The sequence below is a fragment of the Psychrilyobacter atlanticus DSM 19335 genome, from assembly GCF_000426625.1.
In the GTDB taxonomy this organism is placed as follows: domain Bacteria; phylum Fusobacteriota; class Fusobacteriia; order Fusobacteriales; family Fusobacteriaceae; genus Psychrilyobacter; species Psychrilyobacter atlanticus.
Genome location: NZ_KE384548.1, coordinates 615,614 through 636,945 on the forward strand (window position 1 = coordinate 615,614; position 21,332 = coordinate 636,945).

The 21,332-nt window shown below is 29.9% G+C and carries 16 protein-coding genes; 2 read left to right on the top strand and 14 right to left on the bottom strand.

What is annotated here, in order from left to right; all coding sequences use genetic code 11:
* On the bottom strand, positions 1 to 1,068 hold the full coding sequence (locus K337_RS0114810) for an HlyD family secretion protein (RefSeq protein ID WP_028857288.1): 1,068 nt from the start codon (positions 1,066 to 1,068) through the stop codon (positions 1 to 3).
* A gap of 311 nt (positions 1,069 to 1,379) precedes the next feature.
* Between K337_RS0114810 and K337_RS19390 the strand changes: the two genes are divergently transcribed.
* On the top strand, positions 1,380 to 2,972 hold the full coding sequence (locus tag K337_RS19390; RefSeq protein WP_051251819.1) for a sensor domain-containing diguanylate cyclase: 1,593 nt from the start codon (positions 1,380 to 1,382) through the stop codon (positions 2,970 to 2,972).
* A 93-nt stretch (positions 2,973 to 3,065) separates the two neighbouring features.
* Here K337_RS19390 and K337_RS0114820 read toward each other — a convergent pair whose 3' ends face one another.
* The 7 genes from K337_RS0114820 to ptsG form a co-directional block, all read right to left on the bottom strand.
* Entirely contained in the window at positions 3,066 to 4,055 is a 990-nt protein-coding gene (locus K337_RS0114820) for a YhdH/YhfP family quinone oxidoreductase (protein WP_028857289.1), read from the bottom strand.
* A 362-nt stretch (positions 4,056 to 4,417) separates the two neighbouring features.
* Positions 4,418 to 5,629, bottom strand: a complete 1,212-nt coding sequence (locus K337_RS0114825; RefSeq protein ID WP_028857290.1) for an MFS transporter — start codon at positions 5,627 to 5,629, stop codon at positions 4,418 to 4,420.
* Positions 5,630 to 5,840: 211 nt separating this feature from the next.
* Entirely contained in the window at positions 5,841 to 7,079 is a 1,239-nt protein-coding gene (locus tag K337_RS0114830) for an MFS transporter (protein WP_028857291.1), read from the bottom strand.
* A gap of 118 nt (positions 7,080 to 7,197) precedes the next feature.
* Positions 7,198 to 8,424, bottom strand: a complete 1,227-nt coding sequence (locus tag K337_RS0114835; RefSeq protein ID WP_028857292.1) for a MerR family transcriptional regulator — start codon at positions 8,422 to 8,424, stop codon at positions 7,198 to 7,200.
* 24 nt (positions 8,425 to 8,448) lie between these two features.
* On the bottom strand, positions 8,449 to 9,192 hold the full coding sequence (locus K337_RS0114840) for an ABC transporter permease (RefSeq protein WP_028857293.1): 744 nt from the start codon (positions 9,190 to 9,192) through the stop codon (positions 8,449 to 8,451).
* Positions 9,189 to 10,130, bottom strand: a complete 942-nt coding sequence (locus K337_RS18705; protein ID WP_051251820.1) for an ABC transporter ATP-binding protein — start codon at positions 10,128 to 10,130, stop codon at positions 9,189 to 9,191. Before K337_RS18705 ends, K337_RS0114840 begins: the two co-directional genes overlap by 4 nt.
* Before the next feature lie 221 nt (positions 10,131 to 10,351).
* Entirely contained in the window at positions 10,352 to 11,830 is a 1,479-nt protein-coding gene (gene ptsG, locus K337_RS0114850; RefSeq protein ID WP_028857294.1) for a glucose-specific PTS transporter subunit IIBC, read from the bottom strand.
* A gap of 428 nt (positions 11,831 to 12,258) precedes the next feature.
* Here ptsG and K337_RS0114855 point away from each other — a divergent pair, with 428 nt between their 5' ends.
* Positions 12,259 to 13,338 carry a Mu transposase C-terminal domain-containing protein gene (locus tag K337_RS0114855; protein WP_028857295.1) on the top strand — a complete coding sequence of 360 codons (1,080 nt, stop codon included), beginning with the start codon at positions 12,259 to 12,261 and terminating at the stop codon, positions 13,336 to 13,338.
* A 136-nt stretch (positions 13,339 to 13,474) separates the two neighbouring features.
* Here K337_RS0114855 and K337_RS18710 read toward each other — a convergent pair whose 3' ends face one another.
* From K337_RS18710 to K337_RS0114885, 6 genes are all read right to left on the bottom strand, one after another.
* Positions 13,475 to 15,433 (bottom strand): amino acid permease, encoded by a 1,959-nt coding sequence (locus tag K337_RS18710; protein ID WP_051251821.1) that lies wholly within the window; start codon positions 15,431 to 15,433, stop codon positions 13,475 to 13,477.
* A 169-nt stretch (positions 15,434 to 15,602) separates the two neighbouring features.
* On the bottom strand, positions 15,603 to 17,522 hold the full coding sequence (locus K337_RS0114865) for an amino acid permease (protein WP_037029980.1): 1,920 nt from the start codon (positions 17,520 to 17,522) through the stop codon (positions 15,603 to 15,605).
* Between the two features lie 132 nt (positions 17,523 to 17,654).
* Positions 17,655 to 19,268, bottom strand: coding sequence for a Na/Pi cotransporter family protein (locus K337_RS0114870; RefSeq protein ID WP_051251822.1), 1,614 nt, complete (start codon positions 19,266 to 19,268; stop codon positions 17,655 to 17,657).
* Positions 19,253 to 20,002 (bottom strand): HNH endonuclease, encoded by a 750-nt coding sequence (locus K337_RS20490; RefSeq protein ID WP_084140944.1) that lies wholly within the window; start codon positions 20,000 to 20,002, stop codon positions 19,253 to 19,255. Before K337_RS20490 ends, K337_RS0114870 begins: the two co-directional genes overlap by 16 nt.
* Positions 19,993 to 20,658: a M48 family metallopeptidase gene (locus K337_RS19395; protein WP_028857299.1), complete on the bottom strand. Its 666-nt coding sequence runs from the start codon at positions 20,656 to 20,658 to the stop codon at positions 19,993 to 19,995. The genes K337_RS20490 and K337_RS19395 overlap by 10 nt, the downstream gene beginning before the upstream one ends.
* On the bottom strand, positions 20,655 to 21,242 hold the full coding sequence (locus K337_RS0114885; RefSeq protein ID WP_028857300.1) for a class I SAM-dependent methyltransferase: 588 nt from the start codon (positions 21,240 to 21,242) through the stop codon (positions 20,655 to 20,657). The genes K337_RS19395 and K337_RS0114885 overlap by 4 nt, the downstream gene beginning before the upstream one ends.
* Positions 21,243 to 21,332: the final 90 nt, after the last annotated feature.

Genomic DNA, 21,332 nt, shown 5'->3' on the forward strand with positions numbered 1-21,332 from the left:
CTAATAAATATAATTAGCAAAACTCATTAGTTTTATCCATACCCACGCTATTTTTGATAAAATCTTATGGTTGGAGTTTATAATGGTTACTGCTCCTTTTGAACCAGAACTTATATTTATACCTTCTGAAAGTTCTTCATTTAAAACTATTTTTACCCTTACCCGTCCGGAAGCTCTGATCCACCTGGTGTCTTTTTCTATTGTGTAAAGTTTATCAGGAGAGGTATAACCTGATTGCATTATTGAGACTGTTTTATCGATAGACCCCTTAAATATTTTTCCAGGAACAGAATCAAAAATGATAAGAGCCTCTTGTCCGGATTTAAAATTATTTAGACTTTTCTCCATATAGTCTACATAAATATTTAAATTATCTTTATTATAGATATAACCGTAACTGGTACTTGTATTTACCATCTGACCTTTAAAAAGCTGATGCATTGATAGATAACCTGAAAAATGAGATCTTACCACTGTATCCTTTAAATCCTTTTTTACTAATTCAATTTGAGTTTTAATAGATTTAAGTATTTCATTGTCTGAAGATTTTTCTCCCCTTTTTTCAATTAAAGAATTAACCATAAACTCAACTGCTTCGACTTTTTTCTGGGATAGTTTATATTTTAGCTGCCAATCCTCAAATTCAACTTTAGCTATTAGTTCTTCTAAATAGAGTTCTTTATATCTGACATAATTGATCTTTGTATAATGTAAGGTGATTTTAGCTTCTAGAAGTTGTTTTTTAGCCTCCATTATCTTATAATCCATAGCTTTTAATTGATTTTGCTGATCTTTATATTGATATGTCAATTCTTCCAATTTCAATTTTAATTTTTTATCATCTACTTTAAATAGAGGAGCTCCTGGTTCCACCCATTCTCCATCATCTATTAAAATTTCAGTTATTTTCCCGTTAACTTCACTATAGATAGGATAAAGGCTGTATTCAATACTTGCTCTTGCTGAATAGGGAGTATAGTAAGCCAAAGCTGCAGATATAATAAAGGTCAATATAAAAACTCCAAGTATTATAAAATAAATATTTTTTAGTTGTTTTAAATATTTCATGATAAGTTCCTCCAATTAATTTTTTACTGTTTTAATATAGTACAACAATATTGTTGCAATTGCAACTTTATTTGTTGCGGCCGCAACTTTATTTTGATGTGTTAAAAATTTTATGTTTCTATTCCTTTAAACTGCAGTCATTATATTTTCAAAATCTATTTTTTTATTCAATTTTGAAAAAATAAGTAGTATACTAATAATAAGTACAGTATTAAATATAAAATAAATAAAGATTTATAGCTATTTACTTCTGATAAAACCTTATATTTGGAGATTTTAAATATTTATATAAAAAATAATGGAGGATTTCATTGAAAAAAAATCTAGAAAATTCTATGAAAAAATATTTCTTTTCTCTCGTATGCATAATGACCTTTACCTATATAAGTTCTTATATTTTGGTTGTTATTCCTGCTCTTAAAAGGGCTACCAGAGAAAAACATAAGCAGGATATAAATAAATTATTTTCAGTTACATCACAACAATTTGATCATCTTTCCTCAATCCTAAAGGATAACTCAGAATGGGATACACTATATGAAAGTATGGATGGAACTATGAGTAGGAAGGAAAAAGAAATTTTTTTAAATGACCTTTTTGCAGAGGATTCCTTAAAACTTTTTGGATTAGATTATATTGCTATCTATGATGAGAAGCAAAACGAAGTTATCAATTATTCTATCTCCAAAACAAATATAAAAAACGCCATCTCATTGAAGGGAAAAAAATATTTTCTCAGCAGCCAGCCCAGCGGTAAAAATAGAGTCAAAACAGTATCAGGGTATATGGATATAGCTGGAAAAGCCTATATGTTTTTTTCTCATGTTATTTTACATAACGATGGTACCGGCAGATCCATTGGACATCTTTTATTTATTAAGGAAATAGATGAAGACTACATATTTGATTTAAAGATAAAAAATAATTTATTGTTGCAAATTTATATCCCCAATGAAAATGATGAAAAACTTATAAAGAAAATTATTGATTCAAAAAAAGAATTAGATTTTTATTCTCACCGAATAGAAGGCGGTAAGAGGTTATATTACGTCCCTTATATGAAAAGTGTTCACAATATAGCCTACATCATAAAGGTGACAGTAGATGACAGTATCTCCAAGGGAGCCCTATTAAATTTTTGGATAGGTATGACCCCGATTATTCTTTCGTTCTTTTTTATTTTCTTTGTAAGAAATAGATTAAATGAAAAATTAATTGCTCCTCTTGTATCACTTTATAGCCATATTATCTCTATAAAAGAAAATCAAAAATATAAGCTCCTTGTATATCCTGAGGTAGGGAATGAGATGGATGAAGTTCTCAGAGCATTTAATAACTTCATGGTTAAAGTAGAAGAGCAAAAAAATGATATAAAAAATAAAAAAATTGCACTAGAAAAGCTGGCATACACAGATTATTTAACAGGTCTGGCTACCAGAAGATTTCTAGATGAGGGGTATGACCTTTTATTTAAAAGTGCTAAAAGATCTGACAGTGTATTAACACTCATTATGATGGATATAGATTTTTTTAAAAAATATAATGATAGGTATGGCCACCCTGAAGGTGATCGGATTTTAAAAATAATTGGAAAACTTCTAAAAAAAGTTTTTAAAAGAGAGGGAGACATAGCCGGCAGGTACGGAGGGGAGGAGTTTTTAATAATTTTATATCAGACCCCTTTAAAAGAAACTATACGTCTGGTAAATGAATTCCAAAATAAATTAGAGATGTGCAATCTAAAACACGAAGATTCTTATTTTGGAAAAGTAACAGTTAGTATGGGCATAAAAAGTTCTAAGATAGTTAAAAATCAAAATTCTCATTTATTTTTAAAAGAAGCTGATAAAGCTCTCTACAAAGCTAAGGAAAGCGGCAGAAATAAATATATATTTGAACTTTAATAAAAACATTTAAACTATTTCTCGCCTAACTGACCTAAGTTTTTTTCTTAAATATAAATAAAGACCTCCCAGCTGGGAGGTCTTTATTTATATTTATTTTGAATGTTTTAAAATTACCCTTCCAATCAGCCTTGAATTTAGCATGTCCTGCACTTTTCCTAATATCTCATTCAATTGAACTTCTTCAATTCCATTTTCTAACTGACTTCCTTTCCAAGACTCAGCTAACAACCTCCATACTTCCTCTCTCTTTTCTTGAGGACATTGTACAGAATCAATTCCAATGAGACGTACTCCCCTTAAAATAAAAGGATAAACATTCATATTGTCAATATTTCCTCCTGCTATATTCCCGCAAGTAGTGACAACACCACCATATTTTAAGGTTCTGATAGCAGTCGACAAAGGATCTCCTCCTACTGTATCAATAACTCCTGCCCAAGTTTGTTTCAACATTGCTTTATTAGATGTATCTTTAAATTCATCTCTGGTAAGGGTATCACTAGCTCCTAATTCCAATAAAAAATTTCTTTTTTCTTCATTTTGAACAACACCTACTACTTCATAGCCTAATTTAACCAAAAACTTAACTGTGTGACTTCCTACTCCTCCAGAAGCTCCTGTTACAAGTATTGGTCCGTCTTCAGGATCTACTATTGAAATTAACTCATAGACAGACAATGCTGAGGTAAATCCAGCTGTCCCATAGATCATTGCCTCTTTTAAAGTTAAATTTTTAGGTTTTTTTACTATCCAGCTAGAAGGGATTCTTATATATTCACCAAATCCTCCATCTGTATTCATCCCTAGATCATATCCAGTGATAAAAACTTCCTCACCTGCTTTAAAAGCAGGGTTTTCAGATGAATAAACAATACCTGCAGCATCTATTCCCGGTGTATGTGGAAAATTTCTCGTTACCCCTTTATTTCCTGTACAAGATAGTGCATCTTTATAATTTAAAGACGAATACAAAACCTTAATAACTACATCTCCTTCTGGAAGATTTTCTATCTTTCTTTCTACAATTTTTGGGATATACTGACCCTCTTCTTCAAAAATTCTTACAGCTTTAAAATTCATCTCTCCAACTCCTCTTATCTAAATATTTAATTTTTATTGATTAAAACTTCCATAGTAATTTCTTTTGAAATTCTCAATTGAACTACCTCTAATCCAAATGGTACGATACCGTACTATTTTGTTTAATGATATAATAAATGATAACAAATGTCAAGAATTATTAATTTTGACTTTATATATTAAATATTTGAATAATAATATTCTATAAAAATTTACTTCAAAAGTATTACTCCTCCTTTATTATTTTTAATTTTTTTGTAAATAAAAAAACCTGACTTTAATACTGTTAAAGTCAGGAGTTCTTCTATAAAAATAAAACTCTTTTTCAAGTTTTTTACTCTGTGATTCTATCCTTTTTCTTTTTAATCCCTCTTAAATTTTCTTTGAAGGATGTTCCCTAGTAATAGAGATGAAATAACAATGCCTATTAAAAATGAACTGTTAAATCCACTTTTTTCGATAATATACCCTAAAATAATCTGAATAAAAAAAGTTGCTATAGTTGCTATACTGCTCACTAAAGAAAAAATTGAAGCTTTATACTTTGAAGGTGCATAGTTATTAATATATGTTGAATTCAGGATATACCCTAGTCCGCTTGCCAGACCAAAAAAAATCAATGCTAATATAAGTGGAACTATACTCTGTACAGTATTGGATATCCTGAAAAAAACAAAGGATAAAGCCATATTAAAAAATATAAAAAAACTAATTTTTTCGGTATTTTCATGAAATAATTTAATAAAATAAGAACCAAAACTCAAAAAAATAGAATATATTCCAAAAAGTACAGGGATATACTTTATATCTCCTAAAATATTTTTTGCAATGGGCTGCCAGGTAAATATAAAAATTGTAAAAAATGTATATATGGCAATATTAATCCATATAATATACCTCAACTTACCCTCCTTTAAGGTCAGCTTGATCACATTCATATATATTTTCCTTAACTTATCCGAACTTCCATAATTTTCTTTAAAAAATATGATTACGAAGATAGATATAATTATATCCACTATGGCTGTTAATAATATTAAATAGCCTATATTTTTAAGTTTCAGATAGATAAATATAATGGGAACAATTAACTTAATAACACTAGAAATTAATTTTGTTCTTAAAAGTGTATTTTTATAAGCCTCTTTATCCTCTGTATCTCCAAGCCAGGTTATAAGTGAACCGCTGAGCTGGGAACTCCCGATGCCCTTTAAAACATAGGAAAAAATAAGTGACTCAAAAGAAATACCAAAAAACAATATAAAATATGACAAACTGGTGAAAAGTTTCCCCACGATATATATATTTCTTCTCCCATATTTATCCGCCAATCCTCCTGTGGGATAATCCAATACAGCTGTTGTTCCTAAATACACTGAAAACAGCAGCCCTATTTGAGAAAAACTCAATCCTTTTTCAATCAGATATAGTGTTAAAAATGAATTTAACAGGACTCCTAATATTCCTGAAACTCCTACCAAAGTTATATATTTTTTATTCACCCTCTCCAGTGAAAACCTGAATTTCTTCTCTTTAAAATTTCGACTTATTGACTCTCCGACTGCCCTAATCATGATCCATACTCCTTCTATAAATATCAAGTTTTTTTATAAATTCAGTGATATTATCCTTTCTTCAAAAAAAGAGAGTATCCCACTCTCTTTACTTAAAGAGTATCCTATTTTATTAATTTCAACTAATTTCTTTGTAAAACATTAAACTTTGGAATTTTAATTCATTGTTTTTTCCAAGAGATATAAGAAATTCTTTTCAATGAAAACTCCCCTATTTGAAAATTGCCCCTACATTCCCCTCCTCTATACCTATTTCTTTTTGAGGAGTTAACAGTAAAAATACCAATGATACTGCTATGGGAATTACCCCTAAAATTATACTGTAACTTGGTGTACTCATATCGATGATTTTCCCAGATAATAATAGTGCTATAGGCATTATTGTTTTTATAATTCCAATGAACAGACCTATTACCTGTCCTCTGATATTATCCGGTATCTCCTGCTGAAAATAAGTCAATAAGGGGATATCTACCAAAGCAATCACTCCTCCTGTGAGGAACATTCCAATGGCATAGATTGTTGTTGTTCCCATCTGCTCTAAACTCACAGATATTGGAATTAAGAATAAAATATTTACTCCTATAAATCCAATAAATAATACTTTTATTAGTTTAAGTGTCAATTTGAGGTTAAATTTCCCCATTATCATAGCTACAATTATCAATCCTATGGAAAACATAGACTGTATCCCACCTAAGACCTTACTTCCATATTGAAAATAATTTGTAATGAGATATGGAATAGGAACTATTATTGCCATGGGAAATGAAAAATTTAAAATGACTAATAAAACAACATATTTTTTTAATTTTTTATCTAGCATCATATATCTGAAACCTTTGGTCAAAGACATCTTCTCTTTTTTCTCTGTTTCTGTTTTGACTTCTTCTATACTTAAGAATATTTCTGTAATCATAGAAAATAAAAACGAAATCCCATTGAATAAAACAAAGCTTCTTATATCAATAAATGCATATATCAGTCCTCCTAAGAATGGCCCCGCTATCCTGCTTCCAGAACTGATTATAGATGATAAAGAATTAGCCTTTACCAGCCAATCCTTTTCAAACATCTGAGGTTTCCCACTTTCAAACCCTATGGATACAAGAAGAGAAAATATACTGGTAAGTACAGTACCTGTGTAGATTAAAGTGATGCTATCTATATAGTTCCACATGTAGAAGATTCCAAACATCAAAAGAGCATTTAAGAGGTCTCCTAGGATTATCAGTTTTTTCTTGGAGTACCGGTCTACAAATATCCCAAAAATCGGTGATAAAACAACAACCGGTATTGTGTATAATATTATATTAAAAGCATACGATGTCCCCTGATGGGTTACATCTAATAAATACATCCCTGTGGCAAATGAAAATAATACCGATCCCAGTAGAGATATAAATATCCCCGGAAAATATATCAATTTATTTTTTAAATAACTATTCATCTCTTTCCTCCCTAATATTTTATTGTCTTAACCTCATTATAGAATATAGAGGTAAGGCAACCGCAACAGCTAAAATAAAGAAAATTAATAATAAAAATGCTAAAAGGTAGGGTTAACCCTACCTTTTACCAAAATATAGATATGTTGAAATTATTTCTCCGGGAACGGTAAAATCCTCATATTTCCCTAATTCTCCATCAATAAAAAAGGAAGGGAGGTGCTTTTGGGATAAAACCTTATAATTCATTTCAAATAGCTTAGTTTCAATATTTTTTAAGATTAAATATTTCCTGAAATCTGGTTTGATAAGTGAATTATTTTTAAATTTTTCAAAGATAATATACCCACTTAAAAGAGATGAGTTATTTTTTAAATATCTATCTACTTTTTCCATAAGAAACTCTTTATTTCTAAAGGAAAAATTACTGCTGGTTAGATAATCTACGAGAATGTCAATACTAGCTGTCTTTATTGGCATCTCTTTAAAATCTGAACAGATAAAAATTATATTTTTCTTAAGTCCTTTATTTTCAAGGTTTTTTTTTAGAAAAACTTGTGAATCAAAATTTAAATCTACAGAAATATAAGTAGTGTCTTCACTTAGATCATCATAGATATTATTCAGAAAAAAACCTATTCCACTTCCTATCTCCAATAAAATCTTGTTTCTAAAAAAATTGTTGGGGATTATATTAGAAAACCACTCTGAGTTTTTATAAACATTCTCTAATAACTCATCCCTGGTATTATCAATATAATTTAATAAAAAGTCTTTAGGATAATCATAGTTACTTTCAAAAGGAGTATGAGAAACAATAAGAATTCCATTTTTAATTAGATACTCTTTTTGACAGCTGCATTTTAAAACCCCTTCTAAAATTTGATTATCTTCTATATTTCCCCTATAAATTTCGAGATCAGACTGACAGACAGGACACTGTAATAGATGAAGACTGTTTAAAGGGATACCTATCTTTATTTTAGAGTTTTCCTCTTGTAGAAGTAAACTTTCAATTTCCTTGTTAAGCTCTTTATCAATTTCTTTTAGAGATTTAATTTTTTCTTTTATTTCCCCGCTTTTTTGGAGGTAGTATTTTTTATATAAATAAGAACTGGTTTTTGAATCAAGGTTTCCTAGTTTTTTAGTTAAAATAATATTTTTAATCTCACTTAAGGTAAAGTTTAAAGATTTTAGACGTAGAATCTGATCTAGTGTTTTCTGATCATTACCAGTAAAATTATATTGGTTATTTATTTTTTTAGGGTTAAGAATTCCAAGATCTATATAATGTCTGATCGTATCCTTAGTCAAGTTATTTTGTTTTGTAAAATTTCCTATTTTCATATAGTTCTCCTTATATATTGGATCTTAATAATTATTATCTATCCCATATTTTTTACCACTTTTATAGATCTTTCTGTATATTACTAATCCCAGTATAAAATAGATCATACTTACAAAAATCAACCTGACAATCAAATCTACAGGGGTTTCTCCATAATCAATGATACTTTTAGTTGCTTTTATAGCCAGTGCTAAAGGCTGAAAATTATTAATCCACTGAATGACCTTAGGAAGACTTGAGTTAGGAACAACTCCCCCGCTGGTAAAAAGAAGTATATAAGAAATAATAGATACAAAGTTTCCTATCTTTGCCGTTTTTATTGTCATACTCGTAATTATATAACCAAGACCTTGAAGAGCTATGAAAAGCGAAAGACTTATCAATATAATTTTCCGATCAAAGTAAAGCTTGAGCTGGATAGTCAAAATCCCTATCAAAATAACAAAACATATTTGAAATAAAGAAAATCCCAGCCAAAAGATATTTCGATAAGTTATTATTTTTAAAAAAGAAACTGGTTTTAAAAGCAGCTGCTGAAGAGTTCCTGTTTGTTTCTCTTGAGATGTTGAAATAGATCCATTGGATATGATCCCGCTGGCTAAATACCAATAAATAAAAGTCAGATAGTAACTTTTTGAATGATCTCCTAATCCCTGCATAAGTCCAAAAAATATAATTGTTGTCATCAGCATTTCACTGATATATCCGGCACTGTATGCCTTTATTTCTAAAATACACCTTTTGCACTCAGTTAAAAATATTCTCATTTCTTTTCTCCCTTACTTAAGTTTATAATTGCATTTTCAAGTTCATTTTGTGTTAAAGAAAAATCCAGTATTTCATACCTATGCTTTATAAGATCAGCTAAAATTTCATTGGAGTCATTCTTTTCGTCTATATAGATCTTAGTAATCTCATTTAAATAACTCTGCTTTAGAGATATAAACTCCTTTTCATTTTTTAAGACACCTTTCACACTGATTACTTTTTTAGATTTTGCAAATTTCTTTTTGAATTCATCGATATGAGCACAAAACTCTATCTCTCCATTATTTAAATAAGCTATCCTATCTGAAACTTCATCTACAGTAGATACTTCATGGGAAGTTAAGATTATTGAAATATTATGATTTTTAGACAGTCCTTTCAATTTTTTAATTAATTCCTTAGTGGAGATTAGATCAAGACCTAAAGTGGGTTCATCTAAAAATAAAACCTTAGGAGTTCCCAATAGGGCTACTCCAATTCCTAACTTTTGTTTCATTCCAGTGGAAAGATCTCCAGCTTTTTTATTTCGATGCTCATAAAGATCTAATTCTTTTAAAAGGCTTCCCCCTTTCTCTTTTATCTCACGTTTTTTTAGGCCTAAAAGTCCGCCATAATAATATAAATTATCCATTGCAGTAATATAGCTGTATAAATTATTCTGTCCCTCTAAAATAACTCCTAGATCTTTATAGAGATTATGTCCATAGGATAAAACCTCTTTGTTATTAAACTTTATACTTCCTGAATCATAACTTATAAGCCCCATCATTGTTTTTAACAGTGTTGATTTTCCGGCTCCATTTTTTCCTATAACAGTTATAATCTCTCCCCTTTTTATTTCAAGATTTATATTTTTCAATACTTCTTTTTTTCTGTAGCTTTTTTTTAAATTTTTTATTCTATAAATTGATTGATTTTCGTCGTTCATTGAATTCATTTTGGTGGGCCCCCTTTTTAGCTTCATCATGTTTATACGATTATTTTTTTGAGTTGTCAACAAAATATTTTTATTTGAATTGTTTCTTTAAAAAAAAATATGTAATAATTTTCAAAAATTATCGTATTTTACTTATTATTTAAAACTACATGAATGATTTACTCATCAAGAAAAATAGATAAATTAAAAAGGGTTCCTAAGAACCCTTTTAATTTATCTATTTACATACCTTTTAAATCTTGTGCTATAAATTGAGCTTTTGCTCCAAAGATTGCTTGAACACCATTTGTACCAACTTTAAGTACTCCTGAAGCTCCTAATCTTTTTAATTCTTTATCGTTTACTGCGTTTACATCTTTAACTTCTAATCTAAGTCTTGTAATACAAGCATCGATTGTAACTAAGTTATCTTTACCACCTAAAGCAGCCATAACTAAGATAGATAGTTCACTTCCGCTTACTTTTACTTCTTCTTCTAATTCTTCATCTTCTCTACCTGGAGTTTTAAGATCGAATTTTCTGATAACAGCTCTGAATAGGAAGTAATAAACAACAGCTAAGACTAACCCTACAACTATTACCATATACCAGTTGTTGTCGAAATCTCCTCTGATTCCTGGTAAAAGTCCGAATAAAACATAGTCGATAGCTCCACCTGAGAATGTCATACCGATTCTAACATTTAACATATTCATTACCATAAATGATGTCGCTGCGATTACACAGTGAATACCATATAAAACTGGTGCTACGAATAAGAATGCGAATTCAATTGGTTCAGTGATACCTGTTAAAAATGATGTTAATGCTGCTGAGAATAAGATACCTCCAGCTAATTTTCTTCTTTCAGGTTTTGCTTCATGATACATAGCTAATGCTGCTGCTGGTAGTCCAAACATCATGAATGGGAATTTACCAGTCATAAATTTACCTGCACCTACATAAGTATCAGATGAGAAGTTTCTAACTCCATCATTAAACATTGCAAACCAAATTCTGTTATCTCCTTGAACTAATTGACCAGCGGCATTTGTATATTCACCGAATTGGAACCAGAATGGAGAATAGAAGATATGGTGTAATCCGAATGGGATTAATGCTCTTTCTATTAGACCAAATATAAATGTTGATAAGTTTGAGTTATTAGGATCATTGGCTATCATAGATAATGATTCTAATCCACCTTGGATTGGTACCCAGATATAAGGCATGATCATACCAACGATAAATCCTACTACAGCTGCCATGATAGGAACTAATCTTTTACCTGCAAAGAATCCTAAGAATGGAGGTAATTCTGTTTTATGGAACTTATTATACATAGTCGCTCCGATAATACCTGCAATAAGACCACCGAATACTCCAGTTTGAAGTGTAGGTGTACCAAGAACTAAAGCGAATGCTTTATTCCCTGCTTCTACTCCTGCTGCTGCATCAGTTAAACTTCCCATAGTAACGTTCATAATTAACATAGCGACAATACCTGCTAAACCAGCGACTCCATCTCCACCTGCTAAACCTATAGCTGCTCCTACTGCAAACAGTAATGGTAGATTTCCAAATATAACGTCACCTGCATTCTTCATTAATGGTATATCCGCATGTGCTCCTACTGCTAAGAATATACCGGCTGCTGGTAATATTGCGATAGGTGTCATTAGTGCTTTTCCGACTCTTGATAATTGTGCAAACATTTTCATCTTCATTTCCTCCTAAATTATATATTTTAGTGATAATAATTATCTACAAATTTAAACTTGTTTTCCTTCCTAGAAAATAAAAATCCTTTAAAATTATTACATTTTTGATGTTAATGTGTATATTTTTGATTTATTTTTTATCTAGTTGTTCTAATTGGGAACTTTCAAGTCTTTTTTGCTTCATGCTTTAGAATAAAACTTTTTTAGAAAAAAGTCAACATTTTTTTTGAAAAAAAATGAGCCTTTTTTCAAAAAAATGAAAAAGAATCACTATTTTATTGACGTAGATAGGTTATTATTAAAAAATAATAATTAAGCGGTTGTTAACATTTTATATAAAAATTTGACTTATTTATTTAATTATCATAAAATCAAGATAAAATGATTAGTTATCAACTGTTTTGTACGAATTAAGATTAGGAGTAGTTATGAAAAAAGATAAGTATAGTATAATAGAGCCTTTTTTAAAAAAGGAAAAAAAATTGAAAGAACTCAGCAGTGAACATGATATCCCATATAGTACCCTTAAGAGGTGGATAAAGGCATATAAGGAATTTGGTACCAAAGGTCTCTCTAAAAAAATTAGGAGTGATAAGGATAGTTTTAGAAAAGCTGATGATGAAACTATGGAATATATAATGAAAGAACATAAAAAAAATCCAAACATAAATATAACAACTCTTTATAATAATTATTTAGCTGCTTTTAAAAATAAAAATATCACTAAGTTAAGTTACAATACTATATATAGAATGGCTACTAATTTAGACCCATTCAGTCAAAAATATGTAAATAAGAACTTAACTAATATAAAGAAGCCAAATGATATATATAGGGTATCCACTGAGAAATTGCACATTAAAAATTTAAATATTAATGAAGGTATTGCTACCATAGTGATCGTATATGATGTTTATGATGATAGTATATTAAACTATAAGATATATACTGGAGAAGTCATGGAAGAACACTATCTCATGCTTATTAGGGAGACCATTATAAAAAACAGGGTAGAAGACTATTTAGTAAAGCCTAAAAATATATTTATAGATGATTTTAAGATGAAAAATAAAGAAAAGTTTTTTAAAATTTTGAAGGAATTAAACATAAATATTAATGGGACTCTAGAAAAAAATAAAGAGATAACAAAATTTGTTAGATTTTTAGAAAAAGATATTATAAATATTTTTAAGGGGGAACCACTTTCTATTAAATATTTAAATTATAATCTTGAAAAATATATATGTAACGGTGTTTTAAAAAATATTCCAGAGGGGAATAAATTATTCGATCTTAATAAATTAGATTTTTTGTTCGAAAGTGCAGATAGAAAGATTCAAAATTATGGAATACGTTTTAAAAATAATTTATACAGTGATGAAGTATTGAAAGCATATATAGGGAAAATAGTAACTTTAAGATATAATACTTTTGATCTAAATGTTTTAAAGATATACCAAAATAATAAATATTTATTTTCTGTATACCTAACTGATGCATTGATTTAAAATCCTTTTTTAAGGTTTTTTTTCTAGAAGGTTAGAGTGTTTTGATAAAAAAATTGAGTTTAATTAAAAAACGTCACGAAATTTTTCGTGACGTTTTTAATAAATTTTTATTGCATTAATAATTTATTCAATAGGACTATTTTTCTGTTTGCAGATTTTTTTGGTAACTCTCATTTTTACTTATTTTTTTCTCTTTTCTTTTCCTAAGTAAAATTAAATCTCTTAAATAGTTTTCATTTTTAGCTTCTAACCATTTTTCTTGGAAATTATCATCTTTAATTAATGATGCTATTGATGCCAGAGTCTGTAGATGTAATTTATTTAGTTCAGGGCTGCTGACGAATAAAAATACAGCTTTTATCTCTGGGTGTTTTTCACTGAATCTAATTCCATCTTTACATCTAAATACAGCCATATGGAATGAATCTATATCATCTAAAACAATATGTGGAATAGCTGTAAACCCTGATATTGCAGTGGTTATGTCATTTTCTCTTTCAAAGAAAAGATTTTCTAATTCTAAATTATCTTTCCCTAATATAGTAGAAAATTTTTCAGCCTCCACTTTAATCAATTCTTCTAAACTAGTAAAACCTTTTAGATCTACAATGGGAGCATCCATAACTATCTTATCAAATTCTGTAAGTTCAACATCATCTCTTTGATGAATAATATCCCGTAGTTCACTCTCTAGGCTATGACCTAATTTGAGGTTATCGGTAATTCTGATCAAAAGGTGTAATAATGCATATTCCTTATTGGAATTTTTCTTTCCATAGATAAAATAAATAATTAAACTTATAAGGATAAGACCGATACTAGATTCTATGGCAGCGACTCCTAATTGAGCTATAAAAGATATAAATACAAATATAGTAAATATTTGAACCCATGGGTATAGAGGGGCTATAAAAGATGGTCTATAATTTTCTAAATTACTTTCCCTGATGATAATTACCGACAGATTAGTAAGGACATATGTCGTTAGTATTACTGCTGATGCTGTTTTTGCCAATGTTTCTAATGGTAATAATAGTGACCCGACCATAAGTAATCCTGTAGATATAATAGCTACTGTAGGAGTTTTAAATTTTTCATTTACTCGACCTACAAATGAAGGGAATAATTTATCACGACTGAGAGCCAATGGATATCTAGAAGCTGCCATGATTCCAGCATTTGCTGTAGAGATAAAGGCTAATAGAGAAGCTACTGTAATAACAATATATCCGGGGTTTCCTGCTAAGACCCTTGCAGCATCGGCAATGGGAGTCAGTGAATTTGCTAACTCGTCTCCTGGCAAAACACCTACGGTAACAAATAATGTAGCGGCATATACAAATATTATTACAATAATAGAAGAGATTAACCCTTTAGGAATATTTTTCTTAGGGTTTTTAACTTCTTCAGAGACACATGCTACAGTCAATAGTCCTCCGAATGATACAAAGATAAGAGCAGCACTAGAGACTACAAGACCTGCACCTAAAGCAGAAAAAGGTGAACCTGAACTCACTAAGGTTAATTTGTCGTTTACAACTTCATAAATTTGGACAAAGGGATTAAAAAAATCAAGATTGACATTGAACATTCCAACAGCTATAAAAATTCCCATTAATAATAATAAACCTGTCACTATAATAGTTTCAAATTTACTGGCTGCTTCAACTCCAACAATATTTAAAATTAAAAATACTGTAGTGACTAAAGAGGAGATGATGATCAATGTTTGATGATCCATAGTATCTCCGTACAATATTCCACCAATAACCCCAGCTATACCAAAGATTGCAAAAGCAGTTTTTAAGCAGATTGCAAACCAGCTGAGTACTCCAGAAATAGTTCCTATAAGAGGGCCGAGGGTTCTCATTATAAAAAAGTAGTCTCCACCGGCTTTTGGCATTGCAGTGATCAATTCAATAACAGACAGTGTACCTACAAGTACAATTAATCCACCTAAGATATAACCTAGAATCATCATTGGACCTGCCTTACTAAAGGCTATTCCAGGTAATATAAATATCCCTGAACTTATCATCGCTCCAGATGAAATACTAAATACATCCATAAATCCAAGTTCTTTTTTTAGTTCCATAATCTCACCCCATTAATATATTTTAATAATCTAAGTATACTCTATTTTTGTAACATTTCAAACTATTTTGTTAAGAAAAAACTAATATATTAATGAAAAACTAAGAATTATAAAGTTATTCTAAATAAAAAAACGTCACAAAAATTTAGTGACGTTTTTCTAAAAATATTTATTTTCTTTTTTTCTTTTTTCTTTTTCTGAGTAAAATTAGATCCCTTAAATAATTCTCGTCTTTAGCCTCTAACCATTTTTCTTGAAATTTATCATCTTTAATTAATGTTGCTATAGATGCTAGAGTTTGAAGATGTAATTTATTTAATTTAGGACTGCTGACAAATAAAAATACAGCTTTTATCTCTGGATGCTCTTCACTAAATTTAATACCATCTTTACATCTGAATACAGCCATATGGAATGTATCTATATCATCTATAACAATGTGTGGAATAGCTGTAAAGCCGGATATAGCCGTAGTTATTTCATTTTCTCTTTCGAAAAAGAGGTTTTCTAGTTCCAAATGATTTCTCCCTAAGATAGTAGAAAATTTTTCAGCTTCTAACACGATTAATTCTTCTAAACTAGTAAAACCTTTTAAGTCTACGATGGGAGCTTCTATGACTATCTTATCAAATTCTGTAAGTTCTACATCATCTCTTTGGTGGATAATATCTCTGAGCTCACTCTCTAAGTTATGTCCTAATTTAAGGTTATCGGTAATTCTAATTAAAAGGTGTAACAGTGCATATTCCTTGCTAGAATTTTTCTTTCCATAGGTGAAATAGATAATCAAACTTATAAGGACAAGACCGATACTAGATTCTATAGCCGAGATTCCTAATTGAGCTATAAAATATGAAAATACAAATATGGTAAATATCTGAATCCATGGATAGAGAGGAGTTATAAAGGAAGGCCTGTAATTAGATAAATTACTTTCTCTGATTATAATCACCGATAAATTAGTAAGAATATATGTCATTAATATAACAGCTGATGCTGTTTTAGCTAGTGTTTCAAGTGGTAACAATAAAGATTCGACTATGAGTATCCCAGTTGATATAATAGCTACTGTAGGAGTTTTAAATTTTTTATTAACCCTCCCTACAAAATTAGGAAATAATTTATCCCGGCTCAATGCCAGTGGATATCTAGAAGCTGCCATGATCCCTGCATTTGCTGTAGAGATAAAGGCTAAAAGCGATGCTATAGTTAGGACTATATATCCTGGCTTTCCAGCTAATATTCGTGCAGCATCGGCAATAGGAGTCAGTGAATTGGCTAGTTCTTTTCCTGGTAATACTCCTACAGTAACAAATAATGTAGCTGCATAAATAACAGTTATAACTGTTATTGAGGAGATCATTCCTTTAGGAATATTAACTTTTGGATTTTTTACCTCTTCAGAGATAGAAGCAACCTTCAAAAGTCCACCAAAGGATACAAAGATAAAAGCTGCTGTAGATATTATAACTCCTGCTCCTAAAGATGAAAAAGGTCCGCCACTGGCAACTAATTCCAATTTATTATCCACTAAATCATATATTTGAATAAAAGGAGTAAAAAAATCAAGATTGATATTAAACATTCCAACAGCTATAAAGAGTCCCATTAATAAGAGTAAGCCTGCAACTAAAATAACCTCAAAGGTACTGGCTATCTCTACTCCTATAATATTTAAAAATAAAAAGACAGAGGTAACAATAGCCGAGATAATAACCAGAGTATGGTGATCTAGATTATTCCCATAGATAACTCCGCCTATAACTCCTGCTATACCAAAGATTGCAAAAGCAGTTTTCAAACAGATTGCAAACCAACTGAGGACTCCAGAGATGGTCCCTATGAGAGGGCCCAAGGTTCTTACGATAAAAAAATAATCTCCACCAGCTTTCGGCATAGCAGTGGTAAGTTCAATAATAGACAATATTCCTGCAAATGCAATTAAACCGCCTAATATATAACCTAAAATCATCATTGGCCCTGCCTTACTAAAGGCTATTCCAGGCAATATAAATATTCCTGAACTTATCATTGCTCCAGATGAAATACTAAATACATCCATGTATCCAAGTTCTTTTTTTAGTTCCACAATATCACCTCGTTTTTTTTATTTTAATAATCTGATTATACTTCATTTTTACGCTATTTCAAACGAAGCTAATGCTAAAATTAGACTGTTAATTATAAAGCTCTTCCCAGATAGAAGGGAATGGAATCAATTTTAAAGGTTATTATATTTTTCAACAGACCTGATTACAAATAACAGATGTCTGTTTATCCTCCTAAATTTCTCCATTATTCTAAAATAGATATGAATTTCCATAGTATTTTCCTTTTTTTTATTAAATTGTAAGATTTGGTTAATATCTTCAGATCTTTTGATGAGATCTTTTATTTTATTGTTATCTGGATATTTTAATAGATCAGAAAATTCAGAATTTATATTATCTATCAAAGAGTGTATTTTTAAGATAGCCTTTTTTCTGTTAGGATGAAAATGCAGGTCATCTCTTTTCAATTGCAGATATTGTTTAGCTAGACTGGCTTCATAATCTCCTAAAGACTCATAAAAATTTGCTAATTCTAAATAATATCTCACTTCTAAGACGGATTTATTGGAATCGCTGTGTCTAAGAACAGAGGTCAGTGAATCGGTTATAATAATCTGAATTTCATCTAATTCCCGTTCAGCTTTAAATAATCCATCCACACATCTATTACATTTTTTTGAATCATCCGACATAAGTATCCCAAAATCATGAAAAGCAGAAGAATATATATCGTTCATCTTAGAGATTAAAAGTTTAGATTTTTCTAGAACAATAAATGGAACTTTAGCTAAATTGTCGTCATCAACTTCTAAATTCAAATTTTCTTTACTTTCTGGGACAATATAATTGAGTAGTTTTTCTAATTTAGTTGTAAATGGTAAAAACAATATTGCGATAAAAATATTAAATAAAGTATGAGAAATTGCAATATATTTAACTATATTTTCTTCTGGGCTGACTATGGAAGCAACAAATTTAACATAGAAAAAAAATAGTGGAATAATGATTGAAACTCCTATTATCTTTATACTGATATGAGCATAAGCTGCTTTTTTAGCGCTGGTAGATCCAGTAAGAGATGCTAGAAAAGCTGTGATAGTAGTTCCTATGTTTTCTCCTAAGACTAGAGCAACGGCACTGTTAGGACTTAGAAGCCCTTGACTTGCCATAGCCATAGTTATTCCTATAGTAGCTGAAGATGACTGTAAAATAGCCGTAAGAAGCGCTCCCATGACAGCAGATAAGATAACACCTTGAAAATTAGAGGCTTCAAATTTACTAAAGAGTTCTATAAATGCAGGAAGATCTTTAAGGGGTCTGATTCCGAGTTTCATCAGTTCTAATCCAAAGAAGATCATACCGATTCCTAGGATCAAATTGCCTCTTTGCTTCCATCTAGATGATCTATGAAAAAGAAAAATAAAGATACCAATTCCTGCTATAGGTAAGCCATATTTACCGATCTTTAAAACTAATAGCCATCCTGTAATAGTAGTTCCTATATCTGCACCTAAAATTATGCCTATGGCCTGCCTCAGAGTCATGAGGTTCGCATTTACGAACCCTACTACCATAACCGTTGTGATAGATGAAGATTGAATAATGGCTGTGATAGTAGCTCCTACACCTAATCCCATGATTCTATTAGAAGTCATACTATTTATGATGTTTCTTAGTTTCTGCCCCGCTAATTTTTGTATACTATCAGACATTCGAAACATCCCATAGAGGAAGATGCTTAATCCACCGATAGTATTAAATAATATCTTTAATGACATCTCCATAAGATCACCCCTTTAATATCTTTCAAACTTATCTCTAGGCCATTGATATCTACTTTTCCTAAAAAAAATTTATATTTTATTTCCCCGTACATTATTTGCAGATTTTGATCTTTAATATAGTAGATCTTATAAAAAAAATCTTTTTTTAGCCTGTATTTAGATATTTTTTTCTGATTCCATAAATAATCCAAATAATCTAAATATAGTAAAGCCTTATTTTTCAGTGTTTTCTCATAGCTCTCTATGAGATTTTCAATATTGATGTTTTTATAATCAGCTGTATGTTTACCTTTGTGAGTACAAATATCATAAGAGGTTTCCAAAATTTTAAGCTGAGATGGAGTATAGAATTTTGTAGGTAGGAGGCTGCTCTTTTGGTTGTTGCATTTTTTACAGAGGAGAACGGCGTTATATTTATTATCTATTTTTAAACCATACCCTAGAGACAGAGGTAGATGATGGTCTATTTGCAGGTTTTTTTTACTTCCGCAATTAAAGCAGCGATGCTCAAATAGATGTTTTATCCATTGAGAGTCGGCATAGGTAAAATTTGAATCTATAATTTTATGTCTTTCATACCGCTTTCCCTTAACTTTAAATATTTTATTAATTTTTTTTTCGGTAACACTAAAGGGGATCTTACCTTTAAAATCCCCTTTAATTATTCTATATGCAATTTCTTCTTTTTTTTTAATAAGTTCATCTATCCCATAAGGTTTCCTCCTTATATAAATTTATATCCATTTTTTTTCAGCCATCTACGGTAAGATTTTGGGTTTTCTATATATTTGCCTATATATTCCCAATATTCATTGGAATGATTAGGGTGTTTTAGATGTCCTAGTTCGTGTACCACCAAATATTCAATAACGTTTAGTGGAACTTTTACAAGGTTAAGGTTGAAAGTAATAGTTCCACTGGAATAACAGATTCCCCAGGCAGACTTCAATGGTTTAATTTTAATTTTTTTTGGATAAAGTTCCATAAGTTTAGTATATTTTTCAAGGTAGATCTCTAAAATCCTTTTTATTTTTTGTTGATACCACTCATTTAAGAGCAAATCAAACCCTTCAGAATTATTGGCAATTATATTTTCCCCTACTACTTTTATAGGAATTTCAGATTTTTTTATCTTCACTGAATAGAGTTTACCCAAATAATAGGTCCCTGAATTATTGGATGCAGAGGAATATTTTTCCAATTTTTCCTCTATCCAGGCAGATTTTTCTTCTATTAATTTTAATCCGTAGGAGTAGGATATCCTCATAGGGATACTTAAAATGATCTCCATAGATGGTTTTACCTGAAGGGAAATATTTTTCTTTTTTTTCTTGATTATTATGAGCTCTCGTTCTTTATTTGCAAGAGTTATCTTATATTTTTTTATCATTTTTTCCCTACGAGTAAGAATAATGGATATTTTTTATTGTTTTTTTCGATAACAAAAATATTTTCAACTACTTTTATCTCTTTAAATCCTGCATCTTTAAAAATTTTCTCTAAAAATTCATTTGAGAATCCCAAGGCATAAATTCCATCCAATGAACTGTGAAATGAACCATCTTCTTCCATCAGATCTGCAATGGCTATCATCCCATTAGGGTTTAAAGAATCATATAGTTTTTTTGCTAACTTTTCTATATCTTTTATATGGTGCATAACCATAGAACTCATAATAAGATCAAAGGTCGAGGTGATTTCAAATATTCCTGTAAGTTCTGTAGTTAAATTTTTGTATTTTTTACCTTTTTCTTTTAAAATATCCAACATATTAGGAGCCAGGTCTATACCATGAACTGACCCGATCTTCTCTATTAATGGAAAAATTAGTAATCCAGTACCGCATCCAAAGTCTAAAATTCTCATATTTGTATCTAATTTTATATTATTTTTTATTGATTGGGCAATTGCATTGCTACGTTCGATTTTTGATTCTGTATCCCAGTCTTTTGCACGTTCATTAAAGTTGCTCATATTTACTCCTCCTAATTATTTTTCTAGTATAATTATACAATAAAAAAGCCATAAACAAATGATTTTGTTTATGGCTTTAAATTTTAAATA

What these genes read in the sequence shown, in the direction of transcription:
- K337_RS0114830 (WP_028857291.1), bottom strand. Translation starts at nt 7,079, where the DNA reads ATGAATAGTTATTTAAAAAATAAATTGATATATTTTCCGGGGATATTT.
- K337_RS19395 (WP_028857299.1), bottom strand. Translation starts at nt 20,658, where the DNA reads ATGATAAAAAAATATAAGATAACTCTTGCAAATAAAGAACGAGAGCTC.
- K337_RS0114835 (WP_028857292.1), bottom strand. Translation starts at nt 8,424, where the DNA reads ATGAAAATAGGAAATTTTACAAAACAAAATAACTTGACTAAGGATACG.
- K337_RS0114840 (WP_028857293.1), bottom strand. Translation starts at nt 9,192, where the DNA reads ATGAGAATATTTTTAACTGAGTGCAAAAGGTGTATTTTAGAAATAAAG.
- K337_RS0114855 (WP_028857295.1), top strand. Translation starts at nt 12,259, where the DNA reads ATGAAAAAAGATAAGTATAGTATAATAGAGCCTTTTTTAAAAAAGGAA.
- K337_RS0114870 (WP_051251822.1), bottom strand. Translation starts at nt 19,268, where the DNA reads ATGGAGATGTCATTAAAGATATTATTTAATACTATCGGTGGATTAAGC.
- ptsG (WP_028857294.1), bottom strand. Translation starts at nt 11,830, where the DNA reads ATGAAAATGTTTGCACAATTATCAAGAGTCGGAAAAGCACTAATGACA.
- K337_RS0114810 (WP_028857288.1), bottom strand. Translation starts at nt 1,068, where the DNA reads ATGAAATATTTAAAACAACTAAAAAATATTTATTTTATAATACTTGGA.
- K337_RS18705 (WP_051251820.1), bottom strand. Translation starts at nt 10,130, where the DNA reads ATGAATTCAATGAACGACGAAAATCAATCAATTTATAGAATAAAAAAT.
- K337_RS0114820 (WP_028857289.1), bottom strand. Translation starts at nt 4,055, where the DNA reads ATGAATTTTAAAGCTGTAAGAATTTTTGAAGAAGAGGGTCAGTATATC.
- K337_RS0114825 (WP_028857290.1), bottom strand. Translation starts at nt 5,629, where the DNA reads ATGATTAGGGCAGTCGGAGAGTCAATAAGTCGAAATTTTAAAGAGAAG.
- K337_RS18710 (WP_051251821.1), bottom strand. Translation starts at nt 15,433, where the DNA reads ATGGAACTAAAAAAAGAACTTGGATTTATGGATGTATTTAGTATTTCA.
- K337_RS0114885 (WP_028857300.1), bottom strand. Translation starts at nt 21,242, where the DNA reads ATGAGCAACTTTAATGAACGTGCAAAAGACTGGGATACAGAATCAAAA.